General features: G+C 61.1%; 11 protein-coding genes. 9 read left to right on the top strand and 2 right to left on the bottom strand.

The window, feature by feature from the left end; all coding sequences use genetic code 11:
• On the top strand, window positions 1-1,263 hold a 1,263-nt coding region (locus tag K290_RS34135), incomplete at its 5' end, for a recombinase zinc beta ribbon domain-containing protein (protein ID WP_037135286.1).
• 515 nt (window positions 1,264-1,778) lie between these two features.
• On the opposite strand, the gene K290_RS34130 is transcribed toward K290_RS34135, so the two are convergent.
• On the bottom strand, window positions 1,779-3,701 hold the full coding sequence (locus tag K290_RS34130; protein ID WP_051264032.1) for a methyl-accepting chemotaxis protein: 1,923 nt from the start codon (window positions 3,699-3,701) through the stop codon (window positions 1,779-1,781).
• A gap of 295 nt (window positions 3,702-3,996) precedes the next feature.
• Window positions 3,997-4,782, bottom strand: a complete 786-nt coding sequence (locus K290_RS0112300) for an IclR family transcriptional regulator (RefSeq protein ID WP_028752209.1) — start codon at window positions 4,780-4,782, stop codon at window positions 3,997-3,999.
• A 223-nt stretch (window positions 4,783-5,005) separates the two neighbouring features.
• Here K290_RS0112300 and K290_RS0112295 point away from each other — a divergent pair, with 223 nt between their 5' ends.
• The 8 genes from K290_RS0112295 to K290_RS0112260 are packed head-to-tail and all read left to right on the top strand — an operon-like array spanning window position 5,006 to window position 13,188.
• Window positions 5,006-6,076, top strand: coding sequence for an ABC transporter substrate-binding protein (locus K290_RS0112295; RefSeq protein ID WP_028752208.1), 1,071 nt, complete (start codon window positions 5,006-5,008; stop codon window positions 6,074-6,076).
• Between the two features lie 21 nt (window positions 6,077-6,097).
• Entirely contained in the window at window positions 6,098-7,606 is a 1,509-nt protein-coding gene (locus K290_RS0112290; RefSeq protein WP_028752207.1) for a sugar ABC transporter ATP-binding protein, read from the top strand.
• Window positions 7,603-8,568, top strand: coding sequence for an ABC transporter permease (locus K290_RS0112285; RefSeq protein WP_028752206.1), 966 nt, complete (start codon window positions 7,603-7,605; stop codon window positions 8,566-8,568). The genes K290_RS0112290 and K290_RS0112285 overlap by 4 nt, the downstream gene beginning before the upstream one ends.
• Window positions 8,565-9,506, top strand: coding sequence for an ABC transporter permease (locus K290_RS0112280; protein ID WP_028752205.1), 942 nt, complete (start codon window positions 8,565-8,567; stop codon window positions 9,504-9,506). Before K290_RS0112285 ends, K290_RS0112280 begins: the two co-directional genes overlap by 4 nt.
• A complete protein-coding gene (locus K290_RS0112275; RefSeq protein ID WP_028752204.1) occupies window positions 9,503-10,459 on the top strand; it encodes an amidohydrolase family protein in 957 nt (318 codons plus the stop codon). Before K290_RS0112280 ends, K290_RS0112275 begins: the two co-directional genes overlap by 4 nt.
• Window positions 10,452-11,762, top strand: a complete 1,311-nt coding sequence (locus tag K290_RS0112270; RefSeq protein ID WP_028752203.1) for an alanine racemase — start codon at window positions 10,452-10,454, stop codon at window positions 11,760-11,762. Before K290_RS0112275 ends, K290_RS0112270 begins: the two co-directional genes overlap by 8 nt.
• A 36-nt stretch (window positions 11,763-11,798) precedes the next feature.
• Window positions 11,799-12,143, top strand: coding sequence for a RidA family protein (locus tag K290_RS0112265; RefSeq protein WP_028752202.1), 345 nt, complete (start codon window positions 11,799-11,801; stop codon window positions 12,141-12,143).
• 31 nt (window positions 12,144-12,174) lie between these two features.
• On the top strand, window positions 12,175-13,188 hold the full coding sequence (locus K290_RS0112260) for a succinylglutamate desuccinylase/aspartoacylase family protein (RefSeq protein WP_028752201.1): 1,014 nt from the start codon (window positions 12,175-12,177) through the stop codon (window positions 13,186-13,188).

Genomic DNA, 13,188 nt, shown 5'->3' with positions numbered 1-13,188 from the left:
GACGGACGCGCCCACAAAACCTATAAACATCCTCGCGCCCTCAGCGATTGCGAGATTCTTCTAAAGGGCCACCATGAGGGCTACATCGATTGGTCCGAGTACGAACGCAACCAGAAGCAGCTTTCCCTCAACGATTTCGGCCGTCGGGGTGGGCCGAAGTCCGGTAGAGGTGGGCGATCCTTACTGATTGGATTAATGGCTTGCGGTCGATGCGGACGCCGCTTGAAGGTTGGGTATAGGGGGCGCTATCCTTACCCCATCTACCAATGCTTCGGCGCGGATGTCTACAACTCGACGCGCTGTATGAGTTTTGCGGGGCAACGTACCGATAGAGTGATCGCTTCTGAGCTCATCCGTGCCGTCGAGCCCATGGCGGTCGAAGCGGCGCTTACGGCGGAGAGGACGTACATGGAAGGTCAGGCAGAGCAACAGCGGATGATCGAGCTGGAACTTCAGCAAGCCCGTTATGATGCCTCTTTAGCCGAGCGCCGTTACGCAGCCTGCGATCCAGACAATCGCTTGATCGCCGCGACGCTCGAGAAGAACTGGGAGGCGACCCTACGACGCGTTCAAGAGTGCGAAGCGCGGTTGAGCGCCGCAAAAGCCACCAACGCTGGTAAGACCGTTCCGGATTTTGCCGGTCTCGCCGACGATCTGCAAGCGGCTTGGGCAAGTCCGCAAGTGACGATGCGCACCCGCCAGCAGTTGCTTCGGTCGCTCGTCAACGAGATCACGGCCAATATCGATGACGTTGCCCGTGAGATTGTTCTGATCATCCATTGGAAGGGCGGTCAGCACTCGGAGGTTCGACTGCATAAACTGAGCTCCGGAGAACATGAATGCCGCACGTCCGACGACGCCATTGCCGTGATTACCAGCATGGCCGCTCGATGGTCTGACGAGGATATCGCCGCCACGCTGAACAGAATGCGGATGCCGACGGCGCAAGGGAAGACTTGGACAGCCAAGCGCGTGAGTTCCATACGGCGCGTGCGCGATATCCACGCTTATCGTTCGGCGGAGAAGGACGGAACGTGGCTCACTCTGCGCGAGGCGGCACAACACTGCGGGGTCACAAGTCATCGGATCCGGCGCTTGATCGAGGCTAAAATCCTTCCCGCAGAACAGGTCGTGCCCGGCGCTCCCTATCAAATCCTCGCCGCCGATCTTCACTCCGACGCCGTAGTTCGTGCGATGGGGCGTAACGGGGGCCCGTGTCACCTCGAAGCCCAAAATCAGATCCCAATGTTTCCAAACACTTGAGAAGGACGCGTACAATGAATCAGACATCGCGATCGTCAGCAGCAGCAGTCCGACAGCGATACGTGTAATGCGATGATTCAAGATCATGTTGCTAGACGAAGAACCCGCGTTGACAACCCTGAGCGCCGCCGAAGCATGGCGGTAGATACAACTAAGTCTTGCGTAATTTAGCGTAATGAAAATTAGCTAGCAAGTGAGGGTCGCAAATTATGGATAATGAAAAAACGGGTTAGGCACGAGGGATTAGGCAACCGTTAACCTGCGGTTTTTGCGAGGAATCTGGTCGATCAGAAAACCGCACCCTGCTCAGGATGACGCGCGGGCCGTTGCAAGAACGGGACATTGGCGTGGACAGTCTGCCATCGGACATTGCGATGTGCTGTTGTCGGGTTACAAGACAGTTGTGGCGTGTACTTCGGATTTCTGCGCTTTAGCCTTGCTCGATCGAAACGCTCATCCGCGCGAGGTGATAAACACCTCGCCAGTGATATTCGTTTTGCGCTTTAGAATTCCTCTCAGGAGGCGGCGGACTCTGCCGCGCCTGTCCGCCCTCCGAGAGCGCCAGCCAACTTCGCTGTCAGGCGACGTGCCGGCGACTCCACCGGCGTATGCCGCTGATGTGCCTCTGCGACAGGGCTTGCGGCTGTTTGATTGGTCGCGCCGATCCGGAAGCGGCCGAGAAGATTGAAGAGAGCTTCGGCTTCGTTCGCAAGGCTATGGCTGGCAGCGTTGGATTCCACGACCATGGACGTATTTTGTTGCGTGCCCTGGTCTATGGTGTTGACTGCCTGGTTGATTTCCTTGAGGCCGGTTGCCTGTTCGCGCGAGGCGTCGACGATCGCCGCTACATTGGCATTTATGGCCTCCACTTGCCGGCCGATCTGATCGAGCGCCTGGCCGGTCTCCCCGACCAGGGCCACGCCATTCTTCACCTGCTCGCCGGAGGTGTTGATCAACGTCTTGATCTCCTTGGCGGCGCCTGCCGAGCGTTGCGCAAGCTCACGAACCTCCTGAGCGACGACGGCAAAACCCTTGCCAGCTTCTCCGGCGCGTGCTGCTTCCACGCCCGCATTCAGCGCCAGTAGGTTGGTTTGGAAAGCGATATCGTCGATGACGCCGATGATGTTTGAAATCTCGTTCGAGGATGCCTCGATCTCACCCATCGCAGCGATGGCGCGGCGAACGATGTCACCTGATTTCTCGGCATTTTCGCGAGCCGTTATGACCAGCCGGCCGGCCTCGTCAGCGCGACGGCTGGAATCCGTGACGGTCGTGGTGATCTGTTCGAGGGCTGCCGCGGTCTCCTCGACAGAAGCAGCTTGCTGCTCCGTCCGTTTGGACAGGTCGCCGGTTGCCGACCTGACCCGATTGGAATTGGTCGCAATCGCCTGCGCATTCTGGCCGACCTTGCGCAGGGCATCCTCGAGCTGTTCTACTGCAGCGTTGAAGTCTCGCCGGACCACGTCGAGCGGCGGCGCGAAGGCAATCTCTATCCGATGTGTGAGATTACCGCTGGCGAGTTGGCCGAGGCCGCCGGCGAGTGCATCGACCGCAAACTTGATATCAGCCGCCTCCCGCGCACGGACTTGCTCCTGCTCCGCGCGTTGCCGTTCGGAAAGCGTGCGATTGGCTTCTGCCTCCGTTTCCAGTCGCTGGTGCTCCTGAGCTTTCGCCTTGAACACGGCAACCGACTTCGCCATCGCGCCGATTTCATCGGAGCGTTCGGAATGCGGCACATCCCTGGTGTAGTCGCCACCGGCAAGCACACCCATGTAGGCCCGCATGCTTTCCAGAGGCACGATCGTCCGGCGCCGCAACAGGAGCGTTCCGCCAATCAGCAATAATATGGACCCGCCCGCAGCGGAGAGCGAGAATATTGTCCATCGGTCAATCTCTTCGCGCGCGCCAGACTCCTGACCCGAGAGAAAATCGTTCGAGCTGGTCACCAGTTCCTCGACGGCGTCCTGATGCAGGTGGAACGTGCCTTTGAGATGAACGAGCAGCTCCTTGACCTTTGCCGTATCCTTTGCCGCCAGTGCGGGCAGAACCTCGCCGTTCATTTCCTGCCAGAAGACATCGGATTTGGTCAGCACGGCATCGGCGAGTTGATCCTTCAAACTCTGCGGCAAGCTGGAGGTTTTCCAGTAGGCGCGACGCTCATTGTAGTCTTGTTGGAGTTTGGCGATTTTGGCGGCATTCGCGTCGGCGAGTTCCGGAAAATCACTCGCTTCCAAAGCCAGCATATAGGATTCCACCACGAAAAGCGGCGGCGGCAGGATATCGGCAACGAGATCCTTTCCGTTGACGACCTGCTCATAGATCGGCCCATTCACTTTGAGCCGGTTCAAGGCGATTTGCTGCAGCCCTACCGAGCCGGCAAGCCCTATGGTCATCACGACACCGAAAGCAATAAGGCTTTTTGCAATACTGATGTTCATAAAAGTTGCCCTAGTAAAAATGAATTTCAACTAGAGCTATTTGCTTAAATTGTATTTAATAATGAATTAATTTTTTAGAAATATTCGTAAAGCGGATATGTTCAGCGTCTTTTGTTAGAATTTTGATGAAGCATTGAACTACGGGTGGCCGCTTCGAAGGCTTCCCGTGAGATTCCTGCCGCTTCGCCGATCCGAACGACGCATAAGCCAATTTTCAGGTCGCCATCGCAGCGTCTTCCAGACTTGCAAAAACGTGGCCGGCTATCGAGGGCCTGCGGCTAGTTCTGCTCGGGTATCAGGCTCGTTTCTGCCGCGTGGGGGTCTGGTTCAGGTCGGCGGCGGCCTTCTTCAAGCAGGCGAGGTAACGATCTCGGTTTGCAAGGCCATCGTCACGCGGCGTGACGAGGCAGAGCGTGCCGGCTATATGACCTTCATCGTCGCGTACCGGCACGGCAAAACAATGTGTGAAGCTGTCGACGATACTGTTGAAGGTGAAAAAACCTTCGCGTTCGGCGTGGCGCACTTCGGCGATAAAGGTTTGCGGCTCGAGCCATTCGCTGCTCGGCAGGCGGAAATCCTCAGGCGGAATGAAGTTCAGGATTTCTTGATCCGACAGATGCGCGACGAGCAGGCGGCCGGATGCCGTCCACGGGATCGGAACCGATTGGCCGATATCCGTCGAGATGCGGAATGGCCGAGCGCCTTCCCGCATGCGAACGACCGTATATTTGTTTCCATCCAACATGCAGAACTGCGCGGTCTCCCGCGTCTCGTCGGCGAGATGCTCCAGCGTCGCCTCACATTCGCGGGTGAAATCGAAATGGTTCTCATAGGCCGCGCCCAGGAAATAGAGCTTGCGGCCGAGATAGACACGTCCCTCACCACCCGTAAATTCCAGAATGCCGTTGCGCAGCAGCAGGTTGACCAGCTCGTAAACCGAAGAGCGCGGCGCGCCGATCTGCGCGGCAATTTCATTCGGCTTCAAGGCTTGCCGTTTGTGACGCAGGAAATCGAGGATCTCGAAGGCGCGGTCGAGCCCTCGGGCGCGCTTGCCGGCTGCTTCGTCCTGAACTGCATCCATTGTCGTCGATTCCTGTTTCTACCCGGCCAAGCTTTTCAAGCCGTCTGCTGTCCGTGTCAATTGATCCAGCCGCTCGTCGCAAACGAAATTTTTGTACCCCTCTTGCGAGGGAAAAAAATCGGCATAAGATCGCCGGTGTCCGGTATAAAGATCATATGTACGATATATTGGACATAGACAAATGGCAAGCCGCAAACGCTGCCGCACACAAAAGGGGAACGACATGAAGAATTTCGAGAACTGCACCTCAGCCTCACTGCGCAACCGCCTTCTCGCGGGCGCTGCCGCCGCTGCGGTCCTCCTTGCCTTTTCCGCCGGCACGGCGTCGGCGGCAGCCAATTGCATCAAGGGCGATCGGAAGGCGCCCTATACGATTGGCTGGGCGAACATCTATTCCGTCCCGACCTGGATGAAGCAGACCGAGGGCACGATTACCGACGAAGTGGCGGTTCTGAAGAAGGACGGCCTCGTCAAGGATCTGAAGATCACCGATGCGCAGGGCAACGCCCAGACGCAGATCCAGCAGATCCAATCGATGATCGACGCGAACCTCGATGCCATCATCGTCGAAGCCGGCTCGTCCACGGCGCTCGACCGCGTCATCTCCGACGCATGCTCGAAGGGCATTGCCGTCGTCAACTTCGACAGCCTCGTGGACACCAACAATCTGACGGCGAAGATCAACACGGACTCCAGCGAGTGGGGTGCGAGGGCGGCGCAGTGGATGGTCGATCAACTTCACGGCAAGGGGAAGATCATCATCATGAACGGTCCTGCCGGCGTTTCCGTCAGCGATGACCGCCGCAAGGGCGCGCAGCCGGTGCTCGATGCGAACAAGGGCATCCAGGTCATCACGGAAACCAACACGGAATATAACGTCGCGCCGGCTCAGGAAGCCATGACAAGCCTGCTGTTCGCCAATCCGGAAATCGATGGCGTTCTGTCGCTCGGCGGCGCATTATCGGCCGGCTCCGTTCTGGCCTTCGAGCGCCAGGGCCGTGAACAGGTGCCGACGACAGGCGAAAATGCCCGGCAGTTCCTGGAACTCTGGAAAGAGAAGGGCCTAAAGGGTTGGGCGACCATGCAGCCGAACTGGCTCGGCGCGCTCTCTGTCTATGCGGCCGTGCAGGCGCTGCAGGGCAAGAACGTACCGGCCTTCGTCAAGGTGCCGCTGCCTGTGATCGACGACAGCTCGATCGGCAGCTATCTCGCAAGGGCCGACAAGTTTCCGGCCGACGGATACATCTACTCGGACTACGACAAGGCGCTCTTCGACAAGCTGCTTGCTCAGTAATTCGTCTTGAGGGAAGCCGTCATGAAGGAAGAAAAACCCCTGTTGGAAGCTCGGCAGGTGTTCAAGGGATTTTTCGGCAATCCCGTTTTGAAGGGCGTCGACATCGCCCTTCTTTCGGGCAGGGTTCACGCCCTGCTCGGAGAAAACGGCGCAGGCAAGTCCACGCTGATCAACCTATTGTCCGGTGCTCTCCAGCCCGACAGCGGTTCCATCGTCGTTGACGGCAAGCCCGTCGGACGTTTCAGTCCGGCGGCTGCGCGTGCGGCTGGCATCGCCGTGGTTCAGCAGGAGCTGAGCCTCACGGCGAATCTCTCGATTGCCGAGAATATCGGGCTCGGCGCGTTTCCGCGCCGGTTCGGTATCATCGATTATCAAGCGCTTCATCGTGGTGTGCGGGAAGTCTGCGACATGGTGGGGCTTACCGAACCGATCGACATGCCGGTCGCCGATCTCGCGCTCGGCCGCCGTCAGATGGTGGAGATTGCCAAGGCGTTGTTCCGCAAGCCGCGCGTGCTCATTCTGGATGAGCCGACCTCCTCGCTTTCCGCCCATGAGGCCGGCATCCTTGCCCGCCTCATCGAGACGCTGAAGAAGCGCGGCATCGCACTTCTCTATATTTCTCACCGCCTCAATGAGGTGCAGGCGCTTTGCTCGCATGTCACGGTGCTGAAGGATGGCGGCGTCACGGCAGACCAGTCGCTATCCGGCATCGATGGCGAAGGGCTGGTGCGTCTTATGGTCGGCCGCGAGACCGGCGACCTCTTCCCGCTGCGGCCGGCGGCAAAGCCCGGTGCGACGCGCATAAGCGTCGAGGACTTTTCGGCCGGCATGGTGCGCCACATCGGCTTCTCCGCCCGCGCCGGCGAGATCGTCGGCATCGGCGGGCTCGTGGGGCAGGGGCAGGAAGACCTGTTGCTCGGCCTCTATGGCGCGATTCCGGCCTCGGCTGTCCGGGCGGAGATTTCCGGAAAACCGGGTCTGCCCGCCCATGTCGGCGAGGCAAACGCCGCTGGTATCGTCTACGTCCCGGCCGATCGCAAGCATGAGGGGCTGGTGTTGCCTCATTCCATTGCATCCAATCTCATCCTGCCCTCGCTCGGACGGCTCGCCAGCAAGGGGCTGCGCGACCTGCAGGCGGAAGGCGGTCTGGTGGCCGATCTTGCGCGCCGCCTGACGATCAAAGGCGACACGGCCCGCCCGGTCCAGGCGCTTTCCGGCGGCAACCAGCAGAAGGTGGCGCTTGCCAAATGGCTGCCGCTCGATCCGTCCGTCCTGCTCCTTAACGATCCGACGCGCGGCGTCGACATTGAAACCAAGCGCGAAATCTACCTCATGCTCCGCGCCTTCGCCGCCGAGGGGCGGCTTGTCGTCCTGGCGAGTTCCGACACGCCGGAACTGGTGCATCTTTGCGACCGCGTCGTGGTTCTGCGCGAGGGGCACATTGCGGCAACGCTATCGGGCACTGCGATCAGCGAAGGGGCGATCGTCGGCGCGGCCATGGGCGTTACGACACAGGGAGTGGCAGCATGAGCGCAGTTTTGTCATCCGGCAGGCTCTATGGCTTGATCCAGCTCCGCCGCAACCGCGGCCTCAGTGGTCTCTATCTGGTCGTCTCCGTTTTTCTTATTCTCTACGTCGTGCTCTTTCCGGGCATCCTTTCCATCAGCGGCTTTTCGAAGTTCACGCAGAACTGGTTCCCCCTGGCGCTCGTCACCATGGCGCAGGCAGTGCTCATGCTGAACGGAGGCATCACGCTGGCGATCGGGCCGCTCGTGAGCCTTGGGGCTGTGATCGCCGCGACGACAATGGAAGGGGCGCTCGGCGTACCCGGCGGCATTCTTGCGGTCGCACTCGCCGGCCTTGCGATCGGCGCCGTAACCGGCGCCATCGTGACGCATCTGAGGCTGCCTGCGATCATCGTGACGCTCGCCGGCTCCTTCATCATAACCGGAGTCGCGCTCATCCTGCTGCCGCGGCCGGGTGGGTTCATTCCCGACTGGCTGTCGACGATGCTGGCCGGCGATACGCCCGTCGCTTTCCTGTTGCTCGTGGTGACGCTCCTGCTTTGGAAAGCCTTTCTCGCAACGCCGCTCGGCCTTGGCATCTACTCAGCCGGCGATAATCCGATCGGCGCATTTCGCTCCGGCGTCCCGGTCGAGCGGGTGAAAGTCGTCGCCTTCGCACTGTCCGGCCTGCTTGCAGCGCTCACCGGTCTCTTTGTCGCTGCGCAGACCGGATCCGGCGATCCGGTCATCGGCGCGCCCTTTACGCTGAACTCGATCGCCGCCTCCGTGCTCGGCGGGGTCGGCTTCCTTGGCGGCAAGGGCACTATGCGCGGCGCCATCTGCGGCAGCCTGCTGCTCTCGGTCATGATCAACGTCATGTTCTTCCTGGGCTTTCCGCCGGTCGCGCAATATGTCGCGCAGGGGCTAATCATCGTCGGCGCGGTCGCGGTTCCGGAACTTCTCGCACAATGGAAAGCAAGGCAATGAACGTCATCAGGACAGCATTTCGCAACCCGCCGCTCCTGACCTTCGTTCTGGTCTCGCTCGTCTGGATCATCGCGAGCTTCATGCTGCGCGGTTTCGGCGCCTACGGCCACCTGCGCTACCTGCTTGAACTCGCCGCCGTGATCGGCATCGCGGCCGCCGGCCAGACGCTCGTCATCCTGATGGGTGGCATCGATCTTTCCGTCGGCGCAGTCATCACCGTCACGGCGATCCTGCTGCCGCTCATCTCGCCCGCCTCGGATCCGACCGGCCTCGTCGGCATCGCGACGGCACTTGTCATCGCCGCCGGCATCGGCCTCCTGAACGGTGCAGGCTCAGCCTATCTTCGCGTACCGCCGATCATCATGACGCTTGCCATGGCGACCTTCCTGCAAGGTTTGCTCGTCATCATCGCCGGCGGCAGCGCGGTCACCGTCAGCAACCCAGCGGTCATTCTGCTCGGCCAGGCGCGGCCGCTCGGCATTCCGGCGGGCATCGTGCTTTGGCTTGTCGTCTCGGTTTTCGTCCTGCTGCTCATTCATCGCATGCCGACCGGCGCGCGTTTCCTCGCGCTTGGGGCGAACGCGCTGGCTGCCCGGCTTTCCGGCGTCCGCGTCGAACGTAACACGCTGCTTGTCTATACGCTGTCGGGCTTTTTTGCTGGTCTTGCAGGCATTCTCGTGCTGGGCATGAACCGGCAAGGCTATGTCGGCATCGGCGATCCCTATCTGCTGACATCGATTGCGGCGGTCGTGCTTGGCGGCACGTCTATTCTCGGCGGCCGCGGCACCTATGCCGGCACCATTCCGGGCGCGATCCTGCTCGTGACGACGACGGCGCTGATTACCGTCGTCAACGCCTCGCCCGGCTGGCGGTCCATCATGTTCGGTACGCTGATCCTTGCGCTCCTCCTCGTATCCGGCCGCGAGGCGCGCCGATGACCGGATGCTATGACGGGCCGGTGATCGACCCGCATCATCACCTCTGGGATCTTAGGCTGGAGCGTCATCCCTGGCTTCAGAAAGCGCGGGCGAGGAGCGGGGAGACGGCTTTCGGAAGCCTCGCACCGATCCTGCGCAACTACGGCATCGAAGATTATCGTGCCGACGCCACGCGCCAAAACGTGGTTGCAACCGTCCATGTGGAGGCCGGCTGGTCCGATGCGCATCCGCTGCAAGAGACCCGCTGGCTGGATAGCCTCGACAGCAGCTCCGGCGTAGCGCATCGCTATATCGCGCGGGTTCCTCTCGATGCGCCGGACGCCATGCGCCTGCTCGACTTGGAAGCGGCAAACCCAAACGTTGTCGGCATCCGTGATATCGTGAGCTGGCATCCGGACCCGGCGAAACGTTTTGCCCGGCGCGCAGATCTCATGAGCGATCCCGCCTGGCGGGCAGGGCTGGCCCATGCTGCACGGCTCGGGCTGGTCTTCGACCTGATGCTTTATCCATGGCAGATGGAGGGTGCGCTCGAGCTCGTGCGCGCTTTTCCGGAGATGCTTTTCGTGCTCAACCATGGCGGAAGCCCCATCGACCGGACGCATGACGGCATGACGCTCTGGCGCCAAGGCCTGCGGGTGCTCGGCAACGAGCCGAATGTGCGCCTGAAGATCTCGGACCTCGTCGCTTACGACAACGAGCGGACGCTCGAAAGCCTGCGGCCGGTGATCGAACATTGCCTCGATTGTTTCGGTCCCACGCGCGCCATGTTCGCAAGCGATTTTCCGGTTGCAGGCTTGTACGCGTCCTTCGACGAGGTCTATCAGGCCTTTCGCACGGTCGCCTCGCAATTGTCTCTCGACGAACAACGCGCCTTATTCTTTGCCACCGCCAACGACACCTATCGCCTCGGCATAGCCGACCCAGCCGAGCTCAAGGGAGGCTGCCATGCCTGACCTTCATATCACAATGGAAGCCATGCTGATCGATGACCGCGTGCGCGGCTTTCCACCGGGCCATCCATCGCTTCCACTCGCGGTGATTGGCAAGCAGGCATGGAAACCTTATGACGGCCGGATGGCCCTGCCGCTGATCTCGCTCGACCGGCAGGCCTTTTCCAACAATGTCGAATTGATGATGGCCTATGTGAAGAGCCACGGCGCCGAAATCGCGCCGCATGCCAAGACACCGATGTCGACGGCGCTGTCGGATGCGCTTCTTCAAGCAGGCGCCTGGGGCACGACGGTCGCCGATATCCGCCAGGCCGCTGTCCTGCTCAAGGCTGGACAGCGCCGTCTGATACTCGCCAACGAGATCGGCGGGGCTGCCGCGGCGCGCCGGTTTGCCGCGCTACTAGCCGATTATCCTGATGCGGAACTCCATATTTTCGTGGATTCGATCGCGCACGTCGACGCGCTTCGGTCCGCATGGCAGGAATGTGGAGACCTGCCGCCGCTTGGTCTGATGGTGGAGTTGGGCGCCGGCCGCGCCGGTATTCGCAGCATCGACACCGCGGCTGCGATTCTCGATGCGATCGTTGCCGCCGAGACGCCGACCTTCCGGTTGACCGGCATTGCCGCTTATGAGGGCGCCGCCACGACTGCCGATCCCGAAGAGACCATGCATCGGATCGACGCGCTGATGGCGATGACGGCTGACTTCCTGCCGAAGGTGCGTTCGCGCATCGGCAACGAGCGGCCGCTCTTTGTCACGGCTGGCGGTTCGATCTTTTTCGACGTGGTCGTTGCGCGGCTTTCAACCGCCGTTGCGGCCGACCCCGCCTGCCGTCTCGTACTGCGCAGCGGCGCGATCTTCTTCCATGATCATGGTATCTACGAGCGCGGCCTTGCCGGTCTCGATGCACGCGGCGGCCTCCGCATCGGCGGCGAGTCAATTTCCGCGGCGGCAGGTTTCCGTCCTGCCCTACGAGTCTGGGCCGAAGTTCTGTCCCGGCCGGAAGCAAAGCTTGCGATCTGCGGCATGGGCATGCGCGATGTGGCTATGGATCAAGGACTGCCGCGGCCGCTCGCGCTTTACCGTGACGGTGCGCGCCTCAGCGATCTCCAAAGCGCCGAAGTTCTCCGCCTCAATGATCAGCACGCCTTCGTCGCGCTTGCGGATGGTAACGATGTTTCCGTGGGCGACGTGATCGAATGCGGCATCTCGCATCCCTGCACTTGCCTTGACCGGCACGCAATCCTCTATGGTCTCGACCCGGATCATTCGGTGACGGCGGCCTATCTTACCAGCTTCGGCTGACCTTCCCTTCCAAAGCAAGAAAAGGAAAAAACTGACATGATCCAGCGTTACCAGAAAGGTTCGCGTATGAGCCAAGCCGTCAGCTATGGCGGGCTCGTCTATATTGCCGGTCAAGTCGCGGAAAATCGCAAGGCGGGCATTGAGGATCAGACCCGCGACGTACTCGGCAAGATCGACGCGCTTTTGAAAGAAGCCGGCACGGACCGCTCGCGCCTCCTCGCCGTCAACGTCTTCCTACCGGCGATCGTCGATTTCGAAGCGATGAATGGCGTCTATGATAACTGGATCGACATCGAAAACCCGCCGGCCCGCGCCTGCGTCGAAGCGCGGCTCGCCGATCCGGACCTGCGCGTCGAAATGACGGCGGTCGCGGCCCTCTGACGGCAAGGCAACAGCCCGGACTGGAGACATCATGCACAGCGGCCTCGTCAATCCCATCGACTTTTCGCGCGAGGGCCGGCAGGCCGGCCATCTCGCCATTCCCTATTCGATCGACCGTTCGCCCTATTATCAGATCCGCATTCCGATCCTTCGCCTGAAGAATGGCGAGGGGCCGTCCCTGCTTCTGATGGCCGGCAATCATGGTGACGAATACGAGGGCGAACTCCAGCTCGGGCGTTTGATGCGCCGATTGCAGATGGAAGAAATCCGCGGCGCTGTCACCATTCTGCCGATGGCGAACCTGCCGGCAGTGATGGCGGCGCGGCGCTGCTCGCCCTTTGATGGCGGCAATCTTAATCGCGCGTTTTCCGGCGATCCGACCGGGACGCCGACGGCCCGTCTTGCCCATTTTCTCGAACACGACCTCTTTCCCATCCACGACGTCGTGCTCGATCTGCATTCGGGCGGCACATCCATGGCGCACCTGCCCTGCACGCTGATCGAGCGGCAGGCCGATGCCGCCCGCTTCGAGCGGTCGGTGTCGCTGATGCGCGCCATGGGCGCCTCGCATGCCTTCATCGCGGATAACGGCCCGGCGGCACCGACATCGATGGGTGCTGCCGGACGGGCAGGAAGCGTCGGTCTGTCCGGCGAATTCGGCGGCGGCGGAACCGTGGCGCCGGAGACGATGGCTTTTACGGCGGCGACGATCGACCGGCTGCTCATTGCGCTCGGCATCGTCGGGCGGCCGGTTTTGTCGCGCGCACCGCTCCCCGACCCTGGGCCGTTGCAGCTTCTTTCATTGTCCCGGCACAGCCAGGGCATCTATGCGAACCACAGAGGCTGGTTCGAGCCGGCCGTTGCACTCGGGACAAGTGTTTCCGCCGGCGACATTGCCGGTTGGTACCATGATCTGGAGCGTCTGGAGCAGCCGGAGGAAGAGCTGCGCTTTGCGGAGAGCGGCATCGTCATTTCCCACAGGCTGCATTGCGACAGCCAAGCCGGCGACTGCCTGATCCAGGTCGCCGAACCCATCTCGTCCTGA

This window comes from Rhizobium leucaenae USDA 9039, assembly GCF_000426285.1.
GTDB lineage: Bacteria > Pseudomonadota > Alphaproteobacteria > Rhizobiales > Rhizobiaceae > Rhizobium > Rhizobium leucaenae.
The sequence above is the reverse complement of the archived record's forward strand: the minus strand, read 5'-3'. Positions and strand labels throughout refer to the sequence as shown.

Bases quoted from the DNA above. Each gene is read 5' to 3' on its own strand.
- K290_RS34130 (WP_051264032.1), bottom strand. From the start codon at position 3,701: ATGAACATCAGTATTGCAAAAAGCCTTATTGCTTTCGGTGTCGTGATG.
- K290_RS0112300 (WP_028752209.1), bottom strand. From the start codon at position 4,782: ATGGATGCAGTTCAGGACGAAGCAGCCGGCAAGCGCGCCCGAGGGCTC.
- K290_RS0112295 (WP_028752208.1), top strand. From the start codon at position 5,006: ATGAAGAATTTCGAGAACTGCACCTCAGCCTCACTGCGCAACCGCCTT.
- K290_RS0112290 (WP_028752207.1), top strand. From the start codon at position 6,098: ATGAAGGAAGAAAAACCCCTGTTGGAAGCTCGGCAGGTGTTCAAGGGA.
- K290_RS0112285 (WP_028752206.1), top strand. From the start codon at position 7,603: ATGAGCGCAGTTTTGTCATCCGGCAGGCTCTATGGCTTGATCCAGCTC.
- K290_RS0112280 (WP_028752205.1), top strand. From the start codon at position 8,565: ATGAACGTCATCAGGACAGCATTTCGCAACCCGCCGCTCCTGACCTTC.
- K290_RS0112275 (WP_028752204.1), top strand. From the start codon at position 9,503: ATGACCGGATGCTATGACGGGCCGGTGATCGACCCGCATCATCACCTC.
- K290_RS0112270 (WP_028752203.1), top strand. From the start codon at position 10,452: ATGCCTGACCTTCATATCACAATGGAAGCCATGCTGATCGATGACCGC.
- K290_RS0112265 (WP_028752202.1), top strand. From the start codon at position 11,799: ATGATCCAGCGTTACCAGAAAGGTTCGCGTATGAGCCAAGCCGTCAGC.
- K290_RS0112260 (WP_028752201.1), top strand. From the start codon at position 12,175: ATGCACAGCGGCCTCGTCAATCCCATCGACTTTTCGCGCGAGGGCCGG.